We start from the raw sequence: 21388 nt of genomic DNA, 5'->3' as shown, positions 1-21388 counted from the left end.
ACATGTCGATTGCCAAGATTGCTTCTGCCTCTGAAACCAAAGGTTTCGATCTCAAGCGCAGCTTGCTCGAGACCATCGTCGCCGGCCTGCTGGCGCTCATCGTCTTCGGCCCGATCGTCGGCGTGGTGCTCGACGGCTACACCTTCAACGCCGAACCTCGTCGGGTGGCGTGGCTGGTCGGTGGGGTGATGCTCGGGCGCTTCCTGCTCAGCCTCTACGTGCAGACCGCCGCCGGGCGGCGCATGCTCGAAGGCTTCGACAGCGGCGGGTCGGGCGTGCATGTCAATTCGCCGGACTACAAGTCGCGGTTGCGCTACATCATCCCGGCGCTGGTGGTGATCGCCATCATCTTCCCGGTGTTCGCCAACAAGTACCTGCTGACGGTGGTCATCCTCGGCCTCATCTACGTGTTGCTGGGCCTGGGCCTGAACATCGTGGTGGGCCTGGCCGGGCTGCTCGACCTGGGTTATGTGGCGTTCTACGCCATCGGTGCCTACGGCCTGGCGCTGGGTTACCAGTACCTGGGCCTGGGCTTCTGGAGCGTGCTGCCGCTGGCGGCCATCGCCGCGGCGCTGGCGGGGTGCATCCTCGGCTTCCCGGTGCTACGGATGCACGGTGACTACCTGGCGATCGTGACCCTGGGCTTCGGCGAGATCATCCGCCTGGTGCTGAACAACTGGCTGTCGTTCACTGGTGGCCCGAACGGCATGCCGGCGCCGTCGCCGACCTTCTTCGGCCTGGAGTTCGGCCGCAGGGCCAAGGACGGCGGGGTGCCGATCCACGAGTTCCTCGGCATCGACTACAACGCCAACCTCAAGTTCGTGTTCATCTACACCGTGCTGTTCATCGTCGTGCTGGCGGTGCTGTACATCAAGCACCGCCTGACCCGCATGCCCGTCGGCCGCGCCTGGGAAGCGCTGCGCGAAGACGAGATCGCCTGCCGCTCGATGGGCCTGAACCACGTGCTGGTCAAGCTCTCGGCCTTCACCCTCGGTGCTTCCACCGCAGGCCTGGCCGGGGTGTTCTTCGCCACCTACCAGGGGTTCGTCAACCCGTCGTCGTTCACCTTCTTCGAGTCGGCGCTGATCCTCGCCATCGTCGTGCTGGGCGGCATGGGCTCGACCGTTGGCGTGGTGATCGCGGCGTTCGTGCTGACCGTGGCACCGGAGCTGCTGCGCAGCTTCTCGGAATACCGCGTGCTGTTGTTCGGCGTGCTGATGGTGCTGATGATGATCTGGCGACCGCGTGGGCTGATCCGCATCAGCCGTACCGGTGTGACCCCGCGTAAAGGAGTGGCGCCATGAGCGACGAAATCATTCTCTCGGTCGACAACCTGATGATGCAGTTTGGCGGCATCAAGGCGCTCAGCGACGTCAGCCTGAAGGTCAAACGCAACCAGATCTTTGCCCTGATCGGCCCCAACGGTGCTGGCAAGACCACCGTGTTCAACTGCCTGACCGGCTTCTACAAGGCCAGTGGCGGGCGCATCGAGCTGAACGTGCGCGGCAGCCACACCAATGTCATCCAGCTGCTCGGCGAGCGCTTCCAGGCGGCGGATTTCGTGTCGCCTGCGCGCTTTGCCAACCGGCTGTACTACAAAATGTTCGGCGGTACCCACCTGGTCAACCGCGCCGGCCTGGCGCGGACCTTCCAGAACATCCGCCTGTTCAAGGAAATGTCGGTGGTGGAAAACCTGCTGGTGGCCCAGCACATGTGGGTCAACCGCAACCTGCTGGCCGGTGTGCTCAACACCAAGGCCTACCGCAAGGCTGAGAGCGATGCCCTGGACCACGCGTTCTACTGGTTGGAAGTGGTCGACCTGGTCGACTGCGCCAACCGCCTGGCCGGTGAGCTGTCGTACGGCCAGCAGCGCCGCCTGGAAATCGCCCGGGCCATGTGCACACGGCCGAAGATCATCTGCCTGGACGAGCCGGCCGCCGGCCTCAACCCGCAGGAAACCGAAGCCCTGAGCCGCATGATCCGCGTGCTGCGTGACGAGCACGACATCACCGTGGTGCTGATCGAACACGACATGGGCATGGTCATGAGCATTTCCGACCATATCGTCGTGCTCGACCACGGCAACGTGATCGCCGAAGGCGCACCACAGGAAATTCGCCACAACCCGACGGTGATCGCCGCCTACCTGGGTGCCGACGAAGAGGAACTGGTATGACTGCACCCATTCTCGAACTGAAGGAACTGGACGTCTTCTACGGGCCGATCCAGGCGCTGAAAAAAGTTTCGATGCACATCAACGAAGGCGAGACGGTGAGCCTGATCGGCGCCAACGGTGCCGGCAAGTCGACCCTGCTGATGTCGATCTTCGGCCAGCCGCGGGCGGCGTCCGGGCATATCGTTTATCGGGGCACCGATATCACCCGCAAGTCGTCGCACTACATCGCGTCCAACGGCATCGCCCAGTCGCCGGAAGGGCGCCGGGTGTTCCCCGACATGACCGTCGAGGAGAACCTGATGATGGGGACCATCCCCATTGGCGACAAACATGCCGCTGAAGACATGCAGCGCATGTTCGAGCTGTTCCCGCGCCTGAAGGAGCGGCGCAACCAGCGCGCCATGACCATGTCCGGTGGCGAGCAGCAGATGCTGGCCATTGCCCGGGCGTTGATGAGCCGGCCAAAGCTGTTGCTGCTGGACGAGCCCTCGCTGGGGCTGGCGCCGATCGTGGTCAAGCAGATCTTCGCGACCTTGCGCGAACTGGCCAAGAGCGGCATGACCATCTTCCTGGTGGAGCAGAACGCCAACCATGCGCTGAAGTTGTCGGACCGGGCTTATGTGATGGTCAACGGGCAGATCCGCATGAGCGGGACGGGGCAGGAGCTGCTGGTCAATGAAGAGGTGAGGAACGCGTACTTGGGCGGACATTGAATTGAATCTGGGGCTGCAAAGCAGCCCCGGTCTCTGTGTGGACAACTTGTCGCATATCTTTCTCGACCCACTCGACAATCCCCTCGCAAGCCCTTGTTTCCACAGGTTGAATGTTTTCCACGATTAATGTGGAACCGCCTGTGGAAAACATGGTGGCACCTCGCTCTATGCCTTTATTTGCAAGGCCTGCAAAGCGCTGGTCATAATTTGATCAGTGGCCCTTTGTGGATGATTTCATGAGCATTTTCTGCACAGGTCACACCCCGTGAAAGCCGCCTGAATGCCTGTGGATAAGTCTGTGGGAAAGCCTTGGACAGACCGCTGCAGGCGGCATGCTTGAAAGCGTTGCGCCATCACCGGAAAGATATCCACCGACCACGGTACGCTGAAAGGGTTCCGCGCAGTGGACAAGTTGCCCCCAATCCGTGGGGAAAGCCTTGTGGATAACATGCGCATAGCTGGCGGCGGGCCCTCTGCCACAAGGGTTTGACCCATATGAACAAAAAATGAACAGCGACCTGAACGGCTTGCCGCCAGCGCCTGTCGCGGGCATGCTGCAAGGCTGCCGATGACAACCTACCGTGAGGAACAGAGCATGACGTCCACCGTATTCATCACTGGCGCGACTTCCGGTTTTGGCGAGGCCACCGCCCGCCGCTTCGCCGAAGCCGGCTGGAAGCTGGTGCTCACCGGCCGTCGAAAGGACCGCCTGGATGCCCTGTGCGCCGAACTGTCGGCCAAGACCGAAGTGCACGGCCTCGTGCTCGACGTGCGTGACCGCAAGGCCATGGAACAGGCCATCGCCAACCTGCCGGCCGGTTTCGACAAGCTGCGTGGCCTGGTGAACAACGCGGGCCTGGCGCTGGGTGTGGATGCGGCGCAGAACTGCAGCCTCGACGATTGGGAAACCATGGTCGATACCAACATCAAAGGCCTGATGTACACCACCCGTCTGCTGCTGCCACGGCTGATCGCCCACGGCCGCGGTGCGTCGATCCTCAACGTAGGTTCGGTGGCGGGCAATTACCCGTACCCCGGCAGCAACGTGTATGGCGGCACCAAGGCTTTTGTCGGCCAGTTCTCTCTGAGCCTGCGCTGCGACCTTCGCGGTACTGGGGTGCGGGTGAGCAACATCGAGCCGGGGTTGTGCGAGAGCGAATTCTCGCTGGTGCGCTTCGGCGGCGACCAGGCCAAGTACGACGCCACTTACGCTGGCGCTGAGCCGATCCAGCCGCAGGACATCGCCGAGACCATTTTCTGGATTCTCAACCAGCCAGCTCACATCAACATCAACAGCCTCGAGCTGATGCCAGTGAGCCAGGACTGGGCAGGCTTCTCGATCGATCGGTCGGCCAAGGGCTGAGCTGAAGGCCTCTTCGCGGGCAAGCCCGCTCCCACAGGTTCAGTGCGGTCGCTGTGGGAGCGGGTTTACCCGCGAATGCGTCAGTTCAAGCGCTGCAGACCTTCCAGGCAGGTTGCCAGGTGATAGGGCGTAGTCGAAGGCATGTCATGCCGGCTCACCGCGCCCTCACCATCCCGGCACTCATACCAGCCACCGGCATGCAGGAACTGCTGTTCCATTGCCTTGAGCTGGACCAGTAGTTTCGCTTCGTTCCCCGGGCGCAACACCAGTGCCCGCAGGTATTCCGCCTGTGCCCAGATCCGCTGGGTCGCATCGAGCACCTTGCCATCCACATCGAGCATGGCCAGCACTGCCGCATTGTTTACCCCACACAGCTCGGCATAGCCGAAGGCCCGGTCGATGGATGCATGCAGCGCGGTCCCCCGCAGCAGCGGCGAGGTTTCCAGCAGGTAGAACCATTCGAACTGGTGCCCCGGCTCGAACCAGTTATCCACAGCGCCCCTTGGCTTTTCCAGCATCAGCCCATGCTGTGGCTCGATGAAGTGTGCTTGCAGTGATTCGCACAATTGCAGCAGCGATTGCTGCACGTGCTCGTCCTCACGCACCGCCAGCACCTGCAGGAAGGCTTCTGCCAAGTGCATCTGCGGGTTCTGCAGCGGACCGCTGCCGAGGTCGGCCCAGTCTTCGCCGAGGCTGGCTTCGTACAGGCCGTCATCCCGCGCGAACTGCTTGTCGACCACTTCAAGGGCGGCATTGAGGGTGGCTTCCACCAGCCCTTCGCCGACCTTGCCCCAGTAGTGCGCGCAAGCGAACACGATGAAGGCGTGGGTGTAGAGGTCCTTGCGCCGATCCAGCGGCTTGCCCTCGGCGTCGATGCTGTAGAACCAGCCGCCGTGCTCGGCGTCGTGGAAGTGCTTCTGCAACGAACGGAACAGTGCCGCCGCCCGTTCGGCCGCACCCGGCTGCCCGATGCGGCTGCTGAACAGGTAGAGCTGGCGAGCACAGGCCATCGCCCGGTAGCGCTGCACCGGCAAAGGGCGATGCTGGGCGTCCAGGGCCTCGTAGGGCAGGGCCATGTCGGCGTTCCAGCCCGGGCCTTGCCACAGCGGCACGATGCGGTCGGCGAAGTGCTGGTTGAAGCGGGCCAGTTCGGGCAGGGCGGGGCGGGGGTTGGGCATGTGGGCGCTCGTCGCTTTCGGGCAGGGCGCCATGGTAGCAGAACTAGGGTTGCGGGTTGGCTGTGCCGGCCTCTTCGCGGGCAAGCCCGCTCCCACAGGTATTGTGTTGCCCTCAGCCCCGGTGCGGTCCCTGTGGGAGCGGGCTTGCCCGCGAAAGGGCCAGAAGCAGGCGAGCGATCAGCTCGGGTTACCCAGCCCTTGCCAGTGCCGCGCGCCGACGAAGATGAAGCGCAACTGCTGGGTGATCTTTTCCTGTGCCGTCAGCGCCTGTGGATAACCTGGCTCCGGGCTGTCGATCAGTTCCGGCAGGGTGGCGAACACGGTCTTCACCACCAGGTCGGCCATTACCGCCAGCGCCGCACCGTCCAGGTGCTGCCAACGCTTCATCCGCGCAAGGTCGGTGGCCAGGTCGTCGCTGATGTCCTGGCGCAGGCGGGCAATGGCCTGGCGCACGGCTTGCGAGCCGCCGTACTGCTCGCGGGCGAGGAACAGGAACTGGGCGCGGTGGGCGGCGACCACGTCGAGGAAGATGCGCACGGAAGCATCGGTGATGCCGCCGAGCTCGAATTCGTTATGCCGCACCAGGCGGATGGTCTGGCGGAACGTGGCGTCGACTTCGGCAACCAGCGCCAGGCCCAGGGCGTCCATGTCGGAAAAGTGTCGGTAGAAACCGGTGGGCACGATACCGGCCGCCTTGGCCACTTCACGCAGGCTGATACTGCCAAAGCCACGGCCGCTCTCCATGAGCTGGCAGGCGGCGTCCAGCAGGGCCTGGCGGGTCTGTAGCTTCTGTTCGGCGCGCGGCAGCATGGGGCGGGCTTCTGTGACGGTGAGGCTGGGCACTCTAGATAAAAAAACGAAGCCCGGTCAATGGACCGGGCTGGGAGGGGAGCAAGCGGTGTGACAGAGATTGTTCTTTTCGGCCATGGCAATCAGCTCACATGACTGATTTCAACCAGGCGATCCGAACCACCTTCGGCAACACGGCCACTGCGTTCGATCAGGCGGTCAGAGCCACCTTCGGCAACACGGCCACTGCGTTCGATCAGGCGGTCCGAGCCACCTTCGGCAACACGGCCACTGCGTTCGATCAAGCGGTCCGAGCCACCTTCGGCAACACGGCCACTGCGTTCGATCAAGCGGTCCGAGCCACCTTCGGCAACACGGCCACTGCGTTCGATCAGGCGGTCCGAGCCACCTTCGGCAACACGGCCACTGCGTTCGATCAGGCGGTCCGAGCCACCTTCGGCAACACGGCCACTACGTTCGATCAGGCGGTCCGAACCACCTTCGGCAACGGTGTTCAGCGGTTGGGCGATTTCAGCTGCGCTGGAGCGCGATTCGGCGGTCAGGTGCTGGTCGGCCGCTGGCAGGGCGAAGGCGTTGGCAGCCAGGATGGACAGGGTCAGGGACAGCAGAGTGCGTTTCATGGTTCGGTGCTCCTCTCGGGGGCTGGAAAGTGGGTACGAAGCCAATGCTACGCCCGGTGACGCCAGAGAGAAGTTCATACGGGTAATGGTAACAATCGACGGTATTGATAGCGTTGCTCGATGGCTCTATTTCGGTGGTTGTGTCGCGCTGTATGGCTTTTTGCCGGTAATCGATAGAGGTAACACCTGCTGCGGGGCAAGGGCCAAAACCAAGCAGGAAGGCAGAAAAAACTCGCTATCATGGCCGTCTCCGATAAAACCCAGCGGGTTTTCGTCAGTCCGAGATATTGAGTGCCATCGTTGCGCCCGCTTCATGCCATGCCGTCAGGAGAATCACGCAATGACGCGTCCCGCCAGAATCCTCGTCTGGACCTTAACCACCTTGTTGACCCTCCTGGCGATCCTGGTCGTGATAATCGCCACCTTCGACTGGAACCGCGTCAAGCCGTTGCTCAACGAGAAGGTGTCCGAGGCCTTGCACCGGCCGTTCGCGATCAATGGCAACCTCGCCGTGCACTGGCGCACCGAGCCGGAAGAAGGCGGCTGGCGCGCCTGGGTGCCGTGGCCGCACTTCATTGCCGAAGACCTGACCCTGGGCAACCCCGACTGGCTGAAGGAGCCGAAGATGGTCGGCCTTGAGCGTGTGGAGTTCCGCCTGGCGCCGCTGCCGCTGGTATTCCAGCAGATCAGCATCCCGCGCATCGACCTGACCAGGCCCACCGCAAGCCTGACGCGGCTGGCCGATGGCCGTGCCAACTGGACCTTCGACTTCGGCCCGAAGGATGAGAACGAGGAACCGTCCAAGTGGCAGCTGGACATCGGGGCCATCGGCTTCGACCAAGGCAATGTCAGCTTCGACGACCAGACCTTGAAAACCAGCATGAAGGTGCAGATCGACCCGCTCGGCAAACCGATCCCTTTCAGCGACATCGTCGGCAAGGCCAGCGCCGACAAAGCTGGGGGCGCCCAGGATTATGCGTTCGGGCTCAAGGCCCAGGGCCGCTACAAAGGCCAGCCGGTATCCGGCACCGGCAAGATCGGCGGCCTGCTGGCGCTGCAGGACGCCAGCCAGCCGTTCCCGTTGCAGGCTGACGTGCGCATCGCCGATACCCATGTGGTGCTCGCCGGCACCCTGACCGACCCGCGCAACCTCGGCGCGCTGGACCTGCGCTTGCGCCTGTCCGGTGCCAGCCTGGGCAACCTCTACCCGCTGACCGGTGTGACGCTGCCCGACACCCCGGCCTATTCCACCGACGGCCGGCTCAGCGCCAACCTGCATGCGGCCGAAGGCGCGACCTTCAATTACCAGGGCTTCAACGGCAAGATCGGAGACAGCGATATCCATGGCGACCTGGCCTTCGTCGCCAGCCAGCCACGGCCCAAGCTGTCCGGCAACCTGGTATCCAACCAGCTGCTGTTCAAGGACCTGGCGCCGCTGATCGGCGCCGACTCCAATGCCGAGCAGAAAGCCCGCGGCGGTGCCAGCAAGCAGCCGGCCGACAAGGTGCTGCCGGTGGAGGAGTTCCGCACCGAACGCTGGCGCGCCATGGACGCCGACGTCAGCTTTACCGGCAAGCGCATCGTGCACAGTGAAAAGCTGCCATTCAACGACCTGTCCGCCCACGTGATCCTCGATGACGGCCTGCTGCGCCTGGAGCCGCTGCGCTTTGGCGTGGCAGGTGGCAGCCTGGACTCCAATATCCGCCTGGACGGTCGCAACGTACCGCTGCAGGGGCGCGCCCAGCTGACCGCGCGTGGCTTCAAGCTCAAGCAGCTGTTCCCCGGTTTTGCGCCGATGCAGACCAGTTTCGGCGAGCTCAACGGCGATGCCGACATCAGTGGCCGTGGCAACTCGGTGGCGGCGTTGCTGGGCACGGCCAACGGCAACCTGCGTTTACTGATCAATGACGGCGCCATCAGCCGCAGCCTGATGGAGATTGCCGGGCTCAATGTGGGCAACTATGTGGTTGGCAAACTGTTCGGCGATGAAGACGTGAAGATCAACTGCGCGGCGGCGGACGTGGGGATCAAGGACGGGCTGGCAACCACGCGGCTGTTCATCTTCGACACCGAGAACGCGATCATCTACATCAACGGCACGGCCAACTTTGCCAGTGAACAGCTGGATTTGAAGATCACCCCGGAATCCAAGGGGCTGCGGTTGTTCTCGTTGCGTTCACCGCTGTATGTGCGTGGGCCGTTCGTCAAGCCGAGTGCGGGGGTGCAGGCGGTGCCGCTGGCCTTGCGCGGGGCGGGGATGGTGGCGTTGGGGGTGGTGGCCGGGCCGGCTGCCGGGTTGCTGGCGCTGGTGGCGCCCAGCAGCGGTGATGAGCCCAACCAGTGCACGCCGTTGCTGCAGCAGATGAAAGCCGGCAAGGCGCCGGCTGCGGTGAAAAAGCAGAAATAGCAGGGGGCCGCAAAGCGGCCCCTGCGATTAAAGCCCTTGAAGCAGATCGGACATGTCGTCCGCGTGCTCTTCTTCCTGGGCCAGGATATCTTCGAAGATCCGTCGCGTGGTCGGGTCTTTATCGCCAATGTACTGAATGATCTCGCGATAGCTGTCGATGGCAATCCGCTCGGCCACCAGGTCCTCCAGCACCATCTCCTTCAGCGAGCTGCCGGCTACATACTGCGCATGGGAGTTCTTGGTCAGGTTGTCCGGGTTGAAGTCCGGCTCGCCGCCCAGCTGCACGATGCGCTCGGCCAGTTTGTCGGCGTGCTCGGCTTCCTGATTCGCGTGTTCGAGGAATTCGCTGGCTGCCACACTGGCCTTGATGCCGCTGGCCATAAAGTAATGGCGTTTGTAGCGCAGCACGCAGACCAGCTCGGTGGCCAGCGATTCGTTGAGCAGGCGCAGGATTTCCTGGCGGTCGGCGTGGTAGCCCTCGGTCACCGCGCCTTGCTCGACATGCTGACGGGCACGCTCGCGCAGGGTTTGCACATCGGTCAGTTCAACGTTGCTCATGATTGTCTCCACACAGATCAGGACGGGTGTTCACGGTAGGTAGGGGGCTCAAGCGCCGTGGGCGGCTTTGCTGTCCTCTTCTCGTTGCTTGCAGGTCTTGAAGCCCTTGGCATCGACATGGCCGGTGGCGTCGAAGCGCACGTAGTACGGTTGCTGGTGGCCGTCGCGGTTGAGGATGTAGTCGTTGCAGGTGCCGCCGTGGGGCAGGTCGATCGCGTTCGACGGGCTGCCGCCGATGGCGATGACTTTCTGCATGGTCATGCCGTTTTCCACCTGCTTGACCAGCGGCTCGTCACGGTAGGTGACATAGTCCACCGGGTTCTCTGGGCGGTTGCTGCAACCGGCCAGGGCCACACCTGCCAGAAGGATTGCCAGGGTCTGCTTGTACATGGTCCCGCTCCTTGCAAAGGGTCTGTTCTGGTTTGGAACCGCACGGTGCATCAGGAGTTCGATTGCGATGGTCACCGAAGCGGCGCTAGTGTTGGCCGATCGTCCATGGAAAGGGGCTCAAACCATGCAGCAGGAATTGGCCACGCGATACCCGTTGGTGCTGGTGCCAGGCATGCTCGGCTTTGTCCGGGTGCTGCTCTACCCGTACTGGTTCGGCATCGTGCCGGCGTTGCGCAAGGGTGGCGCGCAGGTCTTCCCGGTACAGGTCTCGCCACTGCATTCCAACGAGGTGCGCGGTGAGCAGTTGCTGGCAATCATCGAAGACATCTGCCAGCGTACCGGCGCGGCAAAGGTCAACCTCATCGGCCATAGCCAGGGGGCGCTGAACGCGCGTTATGCGGCGGCCAGGCGGCCGGATCGGGTGGCCTCGGTCACTTCGGTGGCGGGGCCGAATCATGGTTCGGAGCTGGCCGATCACCTGGCGCGCACGGCGCCGGGTGATTCACCCCAGGGGCGCATCCTGAAGGCCATCCTGCATGGCCTCGCGGTGTTGCTGGTATGGCTGGAAACCGGCTGGCGGCGCGACCCGCTGCCGGTCGACGTGCATGCTTCGCACAAGGCCCTGACCAGCGCCGGCGTGGCCCTGTTCAACCAGGTTTATCCACAGGGCCTGCCGGATACCTGGGGCGGGGAGGGGGCGTATGAGGTCAACGGCGTGCGCTACTACTCCTGGTCCGGCACCTTGCAGCCGGGGCTGACCGACCAGGGGCGCAACCGCTTCGACGGCAGCAACCGCTTCTGCCGGCTGTTCGCGCGCAGTTTCGTCAGGGAAAAGGGCCATTGCGATGGCATGGTCGGGCGTTTCAGTTCGCACCTGGGGCAGGTGATCGGTGATGATTTTCCGCTCGATCACCTGGATATTGTCAACCAGTCGTTAGGCGCCGTGGGCAAGGGCGCCGAGCCGCTGCGGCTGTTCACCGAACATGCGGCGCGGCTCAAGGCAGCCGGGCTCTAGCGGCGTACCGGGGTGGTCCAGCGCTCGGCCAGGATGACCCCGGCCAAGGTCAGCAGGCCACCGATCAGGTGATAGCTGGCCAGTCGTTCGTCGAGGACCACTGCGGCAATCAAAGCGGTCACCACCGGCAGCAGGTTGAAGAACAACGTGGTACGGCTTGGCCCCAGGCGATGCACGGCCTGCATCCACACCAGCGGCGCAATCATCGAGGCGAGCACGCAGGCGTACAGCACCAGGCCGATGTTGTGGCCGTTCAGGCCGGTCTTGTCCGAGAGCAGGAACAGCGGCAGCAACACCAAGATGGCCACCAGCACTTGCAGGTACAGCAGCTGCAACGGCGGCAGGCGTAGCTGCCATTTCTTCAACAGGAAGCTGTACAGCGCGTAGGCCAGGGTCGCTACCAGCATCAGCAGGTCGCCGCTGTTCAAGCCGTGTTCCAGCAAGATGCCCGGCTGGCCGGCGGAAACCACTTCGAGCACGCCGACGAACGACACCACGGCACCTGCCAGGGCGCCGTAGCTCAAGCGCTGGCCCAGCCAGGCGATGGACAGGGCCAGCGACATCAGCGGCATCAGCGAGAGGATGATGCCCATGTTGGTGGCGCTGGTGATGCCGGCGGCGAAGTACGCCAGGCTCTGGTACACGGCCATGCCCAGCACGCCAAGGATGGCCACCTTGCCCAGGTGCGGGCGGATGGCCGCACGATTGCGCCACACGGCGGGCAGCAGGAACGGGGTGAACAGTGCGCCGGCCAGCAGCCAGCGGTAGAAGCCGATTTCGGCAGGGTAGATGGCGCCGGCCGACATCTTGGTGACCACGGTGTTACCGGCCCAGATGAGGATGGCGAAAAGGGGAAACGCGTAATTCATGCAGCAACAGACTCTTTCGTTTCGGCAGTGACGCCTTGGCTGGCCATTATGAAGGCCCATGCCCGGGCAAAATGTAAAAAATCTTGTCTACACTCAGGCGCATGTCCGTGCATCGGGCACGGAGTCAAGGAGACCACTCCATGAAAATGCTGCACATGCCGCTGCTGGCGCTGGCCCTGTTGTTCAGCGCGCAAGGGTTTGCCGCCAACACGGCGCAACAGGAAAAGATGAAAACCTGCAACGCTGACGCCACCACCAAGGCCCTCAAGGGCGATGAACGCAAGGCGTTCATGAGCACCTGCCTGAAGAAGGATGTGCCGCAGTCGCAGCAGGACAAGATGAAGACCTGCAACGCCGACGCCAGCACCAAGGCGCTCAAGGGTGACGAACGCAAGGCGTTCATGAGCGACTGCCTGAAGAAGAAGTGACCTGCGCCTATGCCTGTGTCCTGAAGGCTGGCAGACTGCGGGCATTCCCGCTGTCTGCCGTCGAGGCTGTATGACTTTCACCCCCCGTCAGATTACCCTGGCCAGCCTGATCATCGTCATGGCAGGCCTGCTGCTGGCCTTGCCCCTGAAATTGCTGCCCAGCCTGCTGGCCGGGCTGCTGGTGTTCGAGCTGGTGAACATGCTCACCCCGCGCCTGCAGCCGCTGATTGCCGGGCAGCGTGCGCGCTGGCTGGCGGTGGCATTGCTGGGTGTGCTGGTGGTCAGCGTCCTGACCCTGCTGATTGCCGGTGCCTTCAGTTTCCTGCTGCACGAGGCCGAGAACCCCGGCGCCTCGCTGGACAAGTTCATGACCCTGGTCGAACGCGCCCGTAGCCAGCTGCCGCCGTTCATCGAGGCCTACCTGCCGGCCAGTGCGGCGGAGTTCAAGGTGGCCATCGGTGACTGGATCAAGAGCCACCTGAGCGACCTGCAGCTGGTGGGCAAGGGCATGGCACACATGTTCGTGACGCTGCTGATCGGCATGATCCTCGGCGCCATCATCGCGCTGCAGCGCATCCCCGACATTTCGCGGCGCAAGCCCCTGGCTGCGGCCCTGTTCGAGCGGCTGAACCTGCTGGTGCAGGCGTTTCGCAACATCGTCTTCGCGCAGATCAAGATCTCGATGCTCAACACCGCGTTCACCGGCATTTTCCTCGCCGTGGTGATGCCATTGTTCGGTGTGCACCTGCCGCTGACCAAGACGCTGATCGTGCTGACCTTCCTGCTTGGGCTGCTGCCGGTGATCGGCAACCTGATGTCCAACACCCTGATCACCATCGTTGGCATGTCGTTGTCGATCTGGGTGGCGGCGGCGGCGTTGGGTTACCTGATCGTGATCCACAAGGTCGAGTACTTCCTCAACGCCAAGATCGTCGGCGGGCAGATCAGTGCCAAGGCCTGGGAGCTGTTGCTGGCGATGCTGGTGTTCGAGGCGGCGTTCGGCTTGCCGGGGGTGGTGGCGGGGCCGGTGTATTACGCCTACCTGAAGAGTGAGCTGAAGCGGGCCGAGCTGGTCTGATCTACCTGTGCCGGCCTCTTCGCGGGCAAGCCCGCTCCCACAGGTACTGCACAGGCTTCAGGCCTTGTGAGATACCTGTGGGAGCGGGCTTGCCCGCGAAGAAGCTGACACCGATCTGTCAGGCTGCGCCGTAGCGCTTGCGAGCTTCGATGGCCAAACCACTACCGATGCTGCCAAAGATGTTGCCTTCCACATGCCGCGCATTCGGCAGCATTGCCGAAACACTGTTGCGCAATGCCGGAATCCCGCTCGAACCGCCGGTGAAGAACACCGTGTCGACCTGGCCCGCGCTCACGCCAGCCTTGGCCAGCAACTCGGTCACGCTGCCGCGCACCCGCTCCAGCAGCCCTTCGATGGCCTCTTCGAACAACACCCGGGTCAGGTCCACACCCAGCTCGCGCTCGATGCGGCCGAGGTCGACGCGGCGGCTGACCTGCTCGGTCAGCTCGATCTTGCTGGCCTCCACTTCCATCGCCAGCCAGTGACCGGCGCGTTCTTCGATCAGCTTGAACAGGCGATCGATGCCCAGCGTGTCCTCGATGTCGTAGCGCATGCTGCCCAGGGCCAGCTGCGACTTCTGCGAGTACAGGGCGTTGATGGTGTGCCAGGTCGCCAGGTTCAGGTGGTAGCTGGTGGGCATCAGCGCGCCGCTCTTCATCCGGCTACCGTAACCGAACAGCGGCATCACGCCCTGCAGGCTCAACTGCTTGTCGAAGTCGGTACCGCCGATGTGCACGCCGCCAGTGGCGAGGATGTCGTCCTGGCGCTCGGCCACCTGGTGGCGCTCGGGCGACAGGCGGATCAAGGTAAAGTCCGAAGTACCACCGCCGATATCGACGATGAGCACCAGCTCTTCACGGCTGATGCCCGACTCGTAGTCGAACGCCGCTGCAATCGGCTCGTACTGGAACGACACGTCCTTGAAGCCGATCTTGCGTGCCACCTCGGCCAGGGTGTCTTCGGCCTCCTGGTCGGCTGCCGGGTCTTCGTCGACGAAGAACACCGGGCGGCCCAGCACCACATGCTCGAATTCACGACCGGCGGCAGCCTCGGCGCGTTTTTTCAGCTCGCCGATGAACATGCCCAGCAGGTCCTTGAACGGCAGGGCGCTGCCCAGCACGCTGGTGTCGTGCTTGATCAGCTTGGAGCCCAGCAGGCTCTTGAGCGAGCGCATCAGGCGGCCTTCGTAGCCTTCCAGGTACTCGTGCAGCGCCAGGCGGCCATACACCGGGCGACGCTCCTCGATGTTGAAGAACACCACCGACGGCAGGGTGATCTTGCCGTCTTCCAGGGCGATCAGCGATTCGACACCCGGGCGGTGCCAGCCGACCGTGGAGTTGGAGGTGCCGAAGTCGATGCCCAGGGCGCGGGCCGGCGATACGTCAGACATGGGAAAAGGCTTCCGGAGGCAAAACGGCCGCGCAGTTTATGCCAGTTGGCTACAGAATCAAGACCGATCGTCTGCCTTGAGGCAACCCCAAGCGCACCTTGAAAGGCTATGCTTGACCCCTATCTTCAGTTGCAACTCGTAAATTCACACTGGTGATCCATAGATGGACTTCAAAGACTATTACAAGATACTCGGCGTAGAGCCCACGGCGGACGACAAGGCGATCAAGGCCGCGTACCGCAAGCTGGCGCGCAAGTATCACCCTGACGTCAGCAAGGAGCGCGACGCCGAGGACAAGTTCAAGGAGGCCAACGAGGCCTACGAGGTGCTGGGTGACGCGCAGAAGCGCGCCGAATTCGACGAAATCCGCAAGTATGGCGGCCAGCATGGTCGGCCATTCCAGGCACCACCGGGCTGGCAGAGCCGTGGCGGCGCAGGTGGCGCTGGCGGTGGCTTCGAGGGCGGCGACTTCTCCGACTTCTTCAGCTCGATCTTCGGTGCCCGCGGCGGCAACCCGTTCGGCGGTGGCGCCCGGCAACAACAACGTAGCGCCGGCAGGCGAGGGCAGGATGTGGAACTGGAACTGGCGATCTTCCTGGAAGAAACCCTGAGCAAGGAATCCAAGCAGATCAGCTTCCAGGTGCCGCAGACCAACGCGGCCGGCCAGCGCACCGGGTTCACCACCAAGACCCTGAACGTGAAGATCCCCGCCGGGGTCACCGATGGCGAGCGTATCCGCCTCAAGGGCCAGGGCGCCCCAGGCGTTGGCGGTGGTGCCAATGGCGACCTGTTCCTGACCGTGCGCATGGCACCGCACCCGCTGTTCGATGTCGAAGGTCATGACCTGATCATCACCGTGCCGCTGGCGCCGTGGGAGGCCGCCCTGGGCACCAAGGTGGCGGTGCCGACCCTGACCGGCAAGATCAACCTGACCATCCGCCCCGACAGCCAAAGCGGCCAGCGCCTGCGTGTACCGGGCATGGGCCTGGCCAACAAGAACGGCGAGCGCGGCAACCTCTATGCGCAGCTGAAAGTGGTGATGCCGCCGGCGTCCGACGCTGCTACCCGTGAACTGTGGACCCAGCTTTCCGAGAAGTCGGCGTTCGACCCGAGGACACAATGGAGTAAGTGATCATGAGCAGCACCCTGATCGTTCAACTGGACATGCGTACCCTGTGTCAGGAAGCCGATATCACGGCTGACTGCGTGATCGAAATCGTCGAGCACGGCATTGTCGAACCTTCCGGGCGAACGCCGGAGGACTGGTTGTTCGACGATCAGGCGCCGTTGCTGGCCAAGCGCGCGGCGAAGCTGCATCAGGAGCTGGAACTGGAGTGGGAAGGGGTGGCGCTGGCGCTGGAGCTGTTGCAGGAGGTGCAGCAGCTGCGCAGCGAGAACAGCATGCTCAGGCAGCGGCTGGGCAGATTCACCCAGATGTGATGTTTGCAGGCCCGGCCTCTTCGCGGGCATGCCCGCTCCCACAGGTAATGCACCGCTTTCAGGTCTTGTGCGATCCCTGTGGGAGCGGGCGAGCCCGCGAAGATGCCAGCACAGCCAACATCAACTTCAGCTGGGTTCCGCCCCCGGATTCAGCACCAGCTGCATGAAGGTCAGGTCCAGCCAGCGGCCAAACTTCACTCCCACCTGCGGCATCTGCCCGGTCACCACGAAGCCCAGTCGCTCATGCAGGCGCACCGACGCGGCATTGCCACTTTCGATGGCCGCGACCATCACATGCTTGCCGCACCCACGCGCCCGCTCGATCAGCGCCGCCATCAGCAGCGGGCCCAGGCCCTTGCCACGCTGGTCATTGCGCACATACACCGAGTGTTCCACGGTCAGGCGAAAACCTTCGAACGGCCGCCAGTCGCCGAACGACGCATAACCCAGCACGCCGGTGTCATCCACGGCTACCAGGATCGGGTAACCCTGCTGCGCCCGTGCTTCGAACCAGGCCTGGCGGTTGGCCAGGTCCACCGGTGTTTCGTTCCAGATCGCCGTGGTGTTGCGCACGGCGTCGTTGTAGATGTCGAGAATGCCCGGTACGTCGGTGGGCAGGGCATCGCGGATGTGGTAACTCATGACAGCGTCTCGCAGGGTCGTTGATTGCAGATTAAATGGTTACCAGCCCGCGCACACCTTCGGCCTGCATGTTTTCACCGCGGCCACGCTGGATGATCTCGCCACGGGCCATGACCAGGTACTGGTCGGCCAGTTCTTCGGCGAAGTCGTAGAACTGTTCGACCAGCAGGATCGCCATGTCGCCCCGCTCGGCCAGGCGCCGGATCACCGCACCGATTTCCTTGATCACCGAGGGCTGGATGCCTTCGGTCGGTTCGTCGAGGATCAGCAACCGCGGGCGGCTGGCCAGGGCCCGGCCGATGGCTAGCTGTTGCTGCTGGCCACCGGACAGGTCACCGCCACGGCGTTGCTTCATTTGCTCCAGCACGGGGAACAGCTCGTAGATGAACGCGGGCACTTCCCGCGCTTCGCGAGCCGGAAAACGTGACAGGCCCATCAGCAGGTTTTCCTCGACAGTCAGGCGCGGGAAGATCTCGCGGCCCTGGGGCACGTAGGCGATGCCGGCGTGGACCCGCTGCTGGGGCTTGAGTGCGGTGATCGGTTTGCCTTCCCACTCGATAGTGCCCTCGCGGGCCGACACCAGGCCCATCAGGCAGCGCAGCAGGGTGGTCTTGCCCACACCGTTGCGGCCCAACAGGCAGGTGACTTCGCCGACCTTGGCTTCGAAGGACAGGCCCCGGAGGATGTGGCTGCCGCCGTAGTACTGGTGCAGGGTGTCGATTTTCAGCATGTGGAAATTCCTGGGAAGTCTGCGTTGCCTGTACCGGCCCTTTCGCGGGCAAGCCCGCTCCCACAAGGACCGCGCAGTTCTGAAGCCCTGCACCGTACCTGTGGGAGCGGGCTTGCCCGCGAAAAGGCCGGTGCAGGTTTGCTTGTCTAGCGGCCCAGGTAAACCTCGACCACCCGCTCATCCGCCTGCACCTGTTCCAGCGAACCTTCCGCCAGCACGCTGCCCTGGTGCAGCACGGTCACATGGTCGGCAATGCTGCCGACGAAACCCATGTCATGCTCCACCACCATCAGCGAGTGCTTGCCAGCCAGACCCTTGAACAGCTCGGCAGTGAACTCGGTCTCGGCATCGGTCATGCCCGCCACCGGTTCGTCGAGCAACAACAGTTGTGGCTCCTGCACCAGCAGCATGCCGATCTCAAGGAACTGCTTCTGCCCGTGCGACAGCAGGCCGGCCTGGCGCTGGGCCAGGGGCAGCAGGCGCAAGGTGGTCAGCACGTCCTCGATGCGCTGGCGCTGTTCGCCGCCCAGGCGCGCGGCCAGGCTGGCCCACACCGACTTGTCGGTCTTCAGCGCCAGCTCCAGGTTCTCGAACACCGTCAACGCCTCGAACACCGTGGGCTTCTGGAATTTGCGACCGATGCCGGCCTGGGCGATCTGGTATTCGCTCATGCGGGTCAGGTCGAGGGTGTCGCCGAAGAAGGCGCTGCCCGTGTCGGGGCGGGTCTTGCCGGTGATCACGTCCATCATCGTGGTCTTGCCGGCGCCGTTGGGGCCGATGATGCAGCGCAGTTCGCCGACGCCGATGTACAGGTTCAGCGCGTTGAGGGCCTTGAAGCCATCGAAGCTGACGCTGATGTCCTCGAGGCTCAGCACCGTGCCATGGCGGGTGTCGAGGCCGGCCTTGCGGCTCTGGCCCAGGCCAATGGCGTCGCGGCCGGCGCCGAGGGTGTCGAACACCGGTTCGAGCATGAACTCCGGGTGTACCGGGGGCACGCCTCTCATGACTGGCTCCTTTTCTTCAACAGGCCGACCACGCCCTTGGGCAGGTACAGGGTGACGAGGATGAACAGCGCGCCAAGGAAGAACAGCCAGAACTCCGGGAAGGCCACGGTGAACCAGCTCTTCATGCCATTGACCAGGCCGGCACCGAGCAGCGGGCCGATCAGCGTGCCGCGCCCGCCCAGCGCCACCCACACGGCGGCTTCGATGGAGTTGGTCGGCGACATCTCGCTGGGGTTGATGATGCCCACCTGCGGCACGTACAGCGCGCCGGCCAGGCCGCACAGCACGGCGCTGAGCACCCACACCAGCAATTTGAACCCGCGTGGGTCGTAGCCGCAGAACATCAGGCGGTTTTCGGCGTCGCGCACGGCAGTGAGCAGGCGGCCGAACTTGCTCTGGGTCAGGCGCCAGCACAGGTACAGGCTGGCCAGCAGCAGGCCGACGGTGAGCAGGAACAGCACCGCGCGGGTGCCCTGCGCGGCGATGTCGAAGCCGAGGATGGTGCGGAAGCTGGTGAAACCGTTGTTGCCGCCGAAGCCCGTTTCGTTACGGAAGAACAGCAGCATGCCGGCGAAGGTCAGGGCCTGGGTCATGATCGAGAAGTACACGCCCTTGATCCGCGAGCGGAAGGCGAACCAGCCGAACACCAGCGCCAGCAGCCCAGGCGCCAGCACCACCAGGCACAGGGCCCAGGCGAAGTGCTGGGTACCGGCCCAGTACCAGGGCAGTTCGCTCCACGACAGGAAGGTCATGAACCCCGGCAGGCCGTCACCGGCTGCCTGGCGCATCAGGTACATGCCCATGGCGTAGCCGCCGAGGGCGAAGAACAGGCCGTGGCCCAGCGACAGCAACCCGGCATAGCCCCAGACCAGGTCCAGCGCCAGGGCGACGATGGCGTAGCAGAGGATCTTGCCGACCAGGGTCAGGGTGTAGGCCGAAACCTGCAGCGAGTGATCGGCCGGCAGCAGCGACAGCAGCGGCAGGGCCACCAGCAGCAGGACGACGACCGCGCCGATGGCCAGCGACAGCCGTGGCCCGGCCTTTTGCGTAGCGGTGACAAGCAGTGGCTGGTTCATCAGTCGATTACCCGTCCCTTGAGGGCGAACAGGCCTTGCGGGCGCTTCTGGATGAACAGAATGATCAACGCAAGGATGAGGATCTTGCCGAGTACCGCCCCGATCTGCGGTTCCAGCAGCTTGTTGGCGATGCCAAGGCCGAACGCTGCCCAGAGGCTGCCGGCCAGCTGCCCGACACCGCCGAGCACCACCACCAGGAACGAGTCGATGATGTAGCTCTGGCCCAGGTCCGGGCCGACGTTGCCGACCTGGCTCAGGGCCACGCCGCCAAGGCCGGCGATGCCGGAGCCGAGGCCGAAGGCGAGCATGTCGACACGCCCGGTGGAGACGCCGCAGCAGGCGGCCATGTTGCGGTTCTGCGTGACGGCGCGCACGTTCAGGCCCAGCCGCGTGCGGTTGAGCAGCAGCCAGGTGAGCAGCACCACCGCCAACGCGAAACCGATGATCACCAGGCGGTTGTACGGCAGCACCAGGTTCGGCAGCAGCTGGATGCCGCCGGACAGCCAGGACGGGTTGCTGACCTCGACGTTCTGCGCGCCGAACAGCAGGCGGATGGCCTGGATCAGGATCAGGCTGATGCCCCAGGTCGCCAGCAGGGTTTCCAGCGGGCGCCCGTAGAGGTGGCGGATCACCGTGCGTTCCAGGGCCATGCCGACCCCGGCGCTGACCATGAAGGCCACCGGCAGGGCGATCAGCGGGTAGAACTCGATGGCGCTGGGGGCGTAACGCTGCAGCAGCACCTGGACCATGTAGGTGCTGTAGGCGCCGAGCATGAGCATCTCGCCATGGGCCATGTTGATCACCCCGAGCAGGCCGAAGGTGATCGCCAGGCCGAGCGCGGCCAGCAGCAGGATCGAGCCCAGCGACAGGCCGCTGAAGGCCTGGCCGAGCAGCTCGCCGACCAGCAGCTTGCGCTTGACCTGGGCCAGGCTGGTTTCGGCGGCGGTGCGCACGCCGGGGTCGCTCTCGGCGCCTGGTTGCAGCAAGGCTTCGAGGCGGGTGCGGGCCAGCGGGTCACCGGTTTCACCGAGCAGGCGCACGGCGGCCAGGCGCACTGGCGGCTCGCTGGCGCCCAGTTGCAGGTTGGCCAGGGCCAGGCCGAGGGCGGCGTGCACGGCGGCGTCCTGCTCGCTGCTGAAGCGCCGGTCGAGGAAGGCCATCTGTGCCGGTTGCGCGCTCTTTTGCAGCTGTTGGGCAGCGGCCAGGCGGGTGGTGCTGTTGTCGCTGAGCAACTGGTGGCTGGCCAGGGCGTTGTCGATCAGGCCACGCAGGCGGTTGTTCAGGCGCACCTTGCGCGAGTCGTCGGCGGCGATGCGGCCCTGGCGCAGGTTGTCCAGCAGTGGCAGGCGCGCGGCATCGGGTTGCGCCGCCCAGCTTTCGAGCAGGCGGGCCTGCTCGGCGGGCTTGGCGGTGAGGAAGAATTCGCCCTCGCTGGCCTGGCTGGCCAGGGGTAGGAGCAGCAGGAGGGTGAGCAGGATTCTGAGCATTCGGGCAGTCCTGG

The 21388-nt window shown here is 64.1% G+C and carries 22 protein-coding genes; 10 read left to right on the top strand and 12 right to left on the bottom strand.

The genetic code is table 11. The annotated features are described in order from the left end of the window. Positions 1–2 precede the first annotated feature (2 nt). The 4 genes from livM (at position 3) to CAF78_RS05940 (ending at position 4252) form a co-directional block, all read left to right on the top strand. Positions 3–1304, top strand: a complete 1302-nt coding sequence (gene livM / locus CAF78_RS05955; RefSeq protein WP_085676783.1) for a high-affinity branched-chain amino acid ABC transporter permease LivM — start codon at positions 3–5, stop codon at positions 1302–1304. Then, a complete protein-coding gene (locus tag CAF78_RS05950) occupies positions 1301–2176 on the top strand; it encodes an ATP-binding cassette domain-containing protein (protein ID WP_085676784.1) in 876 nt (291 codons plus the stop codon). Before livM ends, CAF78_RS05950 begins: the two co-directional genes overlap by 4 nt. After that, positions 2173–2889, top strand: coding sequence for an ABC transporter ATP-binding protein (locus tag CAF78_RS05945; protein WP_085676785.1), 717 nt, complete (start codon positions 2173–2175; stop codon positions 2887–2889). Before CAF78_RS05950 ends, CAF78_RS05945 begins: the two co-directional genes overlap by 4 nt. A 595-nt stretch (positions 2890–3484) precedes the next feature. Next, positions 3485–4252, top strand: a complete 768-nt coding sequence (locus CAF78_RS05940) for an SDR family oxidoreductase (protein ID WP_085676786.1) — start codon at positions 3485–3487, stop codon at positions 4250–4252. 80 nt (positions 4253–4332) lie between these two features. Here the strand turns inward: CAF78_RS05940 and CAF78_RS05935 are convergent, their stop codons facing one another. From CAF78_RS05935 to CAF78_RS05925, 3 genes are all read right to left on the bottom strand, one after another. After that, complete coding sequence (locus tag CAF78_RS05935; RefSeq protein ID WP_085676787.1) at positions 4333–5430, bottom strand: AGE family epimerase/isomerase; 1098 nt, start codon at positions 5428–5430, stop codon at positions 4333–4335. A 177-nt stretch (positions 5431–5607) separates the two neighbouring features. Then, on the bottom strand, positions 5608–6240 hold the full coding sequence (locus CAF78_RS05930; protein ID WP_085676788.1) for a TetR family transcriptional regulator: 633 nt from the start codon (positions 6238–6240) through the stop codon (positions 5608–5610). Between the two features lie 122 nt (positions 6241–6362). Continuing rightward, entirely contained in the window at positions 6363–6860 is a 498-nt protein-coding gene (locus CAF78_RS05925) for a hypothetical protein (protein WP_060486109.1), read from the bottom strand. Positions 6861–7200: 340 nt separating this feature from the next. On the opposite strand from CAF78_RS05925, the gene CAF78_RS05920 reads away from it, so the two are divergent. Then, the gene (locus CAF78_RS05920; RefSeq protein WP_085676789.1) at positions 7201–9267 is read left to right on the top strand and encodes an AsmA family protein; all 2067 of its coding nucleotides are present in this window, start codon (positions 7201–7203) and stop codon (positions 9265–9267) included. A 27-nt stretch (positions 9268–9294) separates the two neighbouring features. Here the strand turns inward: CAF78_RS05920 and CAF78_RS05915 are convergent, their stop codons facing one another. Further along, a complete protein-coding gene (locus CAF78_RS05915) occupies positions 9295–9825 on the bottom strand; it encodes a bacterioferritin (RefSeq protein ID WP_085676790.1) in 531 nt (176 codons plus the stop codon). 48 nt (positions 9826–9873) lie between these two features. Continuing rightward, positions 9874–10215 carry an osmotically-inducible lipoprotein OsmE gene (gene osmE / locus CAF78_RS05910; protein ID WP_085676791.1) on the bottom strand — a complete coding sequence of 114 codons (342 nt, stop codon included), beginning with the start codon at positions 10213–10215 and terminating at the stop codon, positions 9874–9876. 124 nt (positions 10216–10339) lie between these two features. Here osmE and CAF78_RS05905 point away from each other — a divergent pair, with 124 nt between their 5' ends. Continuing rightward, on the top strand, positions 10340–11230 hold the full coding sequence (locus CAF78_RS05905) for a triacylglycerol lipase (protein WP_085676867.1): 891 nt from the start codon (positions 10340–10342) through the stop codon (positions 11228–11230). Here CAF78_RS05905 and CAF78_RS05900 read toward each other — a convergent pair. Next, positions 11227–12099 (bottom strand): DMT family transporter, encoded by an 873-nt coding sequence (locus CAF78_RS05900; RefSeq protein WP_085676792.1) that lies wholly within the window; start codon positions 12097–12099, stop codon positions 11227–11229. The two genes, CAF78_RS05905 and CAF78_RS05900, sit on opposite strands and share 4 nt — an antisense overlap. Positions 12100–12239: 140 nt before the next feature. Between CAF78_RS05900 and CAF78_RS05895 the strand changes: the two genes are divergently transcribed. Then, on the top strand, positions 12240–12527 hold the full coding sequence (locus CAF78_RS05895) for a PsiF family protein (protein ID WP_085676793.1): 288 nt from the start codon (positions 12240–12242) through the stop codon (positions 12525–12527). A 70-nt stretch (positions 12528–12597) separates the two neighbouring features. Then, entirely contained in the window at positions 12598–13605 is a 1008-nt protein-coding gene (locus CAF78_RS05890; RefSeq protein ID WP_054887833.1) for an AI-2E family transporter, read from the top strand. A gap of 118 nt (positions 13606–13723) precedes the next feature. On the opposite strand, the gene CAF78_RS05885 is transcribed toward CAF78_RS05890, so the two are convergent. Continuing rightward, positions 13724–14995, bottom strand: coding sequence for an Hsp70 family protein (locus tag CAF78_RS05885; protein ID WP_085676794.1), 1272 nt, complete (start codon positions 14993–14995; stop codon positions 13724–13726). Positions 14996–15158: 163 nt separating this feature from the next. Here CAF78_RS05885 and cbpA point away from each other — a divergent pair, with 163 nt between their 5' ends. Together cbpA and CAF78_RS05875 are read left to right on the top strand one after the other, a co-directional pair. Continuing rightward, entirely contained in the window at positions 15159–16127 is a 969-nt protein-coding gene (cbpA, locus tag CAF78_RS05880; protein WP_085676795.1) for a curved DNA-binding protein, read from the top strand. A 2-nt stretch (positions 16128–16129) separates the two neighbouring features. Continuing rightward, positions 16130–16435 (top strand): chaperone modulator CbpM, encoded by a 306-nt coding sequence (locus CAF78_RS05875; RefSeq protein WP_054887830.1) that lies wholly within the window; start codon positions 16130–16132, stop codon positions 16433–16435. A gap of 126 nt (positions 16436–16561) precedes the next feature. Here the strand turns inward: CAF78_RS05875 and CAF78_RS05870 are convergent, their stop codons facing one another. The 5 genes from CAF78_RS05870 to urtB all read right to left on the bottom strand — a co-directional run bounded on the left by CAF78_RS05870 (position 16562) and on the right by urtB (position 21374). Next, positions 16562–17077 carry a GNAT family N-acetyltransferase gene (locus tag CAF78_RS05870; protein WP_085676796.1) on the bottom strand — a complete coding sequence of 172 codons (516 nt, stop codon included), beginning with the start codon at positions 17075–17077 and terminating at the stop codon, positions 16562–16564. A gap of 31 nt (positions 17078–17108) precedes the next feature. After that, entirely contained in the window at positions 17109–17807 is a 699-nt protein-coding gene (gene urtE, locus CAF78_RS05865; protein ID WP_085676797.1) for an urea ABC transporter ATP-binding subunit UrtE, read from the bottom strand. Between the two features lie 146 nt (positions 17808–17953). Beyond that, a complete protein-coding gene (gene urtD / locus CAF78_RS05860) occupies positions 17954–18811 on the bottom strand; it encodes an urea ABC transporter ATP-binding protein UrtD (RefSeq protein ID WP_177408501.1) in 858 nt (285 codons plus the stop codon). Further along, complete coding sequence (urtC, locus tag CAF78_RS05855) at positions 18808–19887, bottom strand: urea ABC transporter permease subunit UrtC (RefSeq protein WP_085676798.1); 1080 nt, start codon at positions 19885–19887, stop codon at positions 18808–18810. Before urtC ends, urtD begins: the two co-directional genes overlap by 4 nt. Further along, a complete protein-coding gene (urtB, locus tag CAF78_RS05850; RefSeq protein WP_085676799.1) occupies positions 19887–21374 on the bottom strand; it encodes an urea ABC transporter permease subunit UrtB in 1488 nt (495 codons plus the stop codon). The genes urtC and urtB overlap by 1 nt, the downstream gene beginning before the upstream one ends. Between the last annotated feature and the right edge of the window lie 14 nt (positions 21375–21388).

This window comes from Pseudomonas sp. R28(2017) (assembly GCF_002112505.1).
GTDB lineage: Bacteria > Pseudomonadota > Gammaproteobacteria > Pseudomonadales > Pseudomonadaceae > Aquipseudomonas.
The sequence above is the reverse complement of the archived record's forward strand: the minus strand, read 5'-3'. Positions and strand labels throughout refer to the sequence as shown.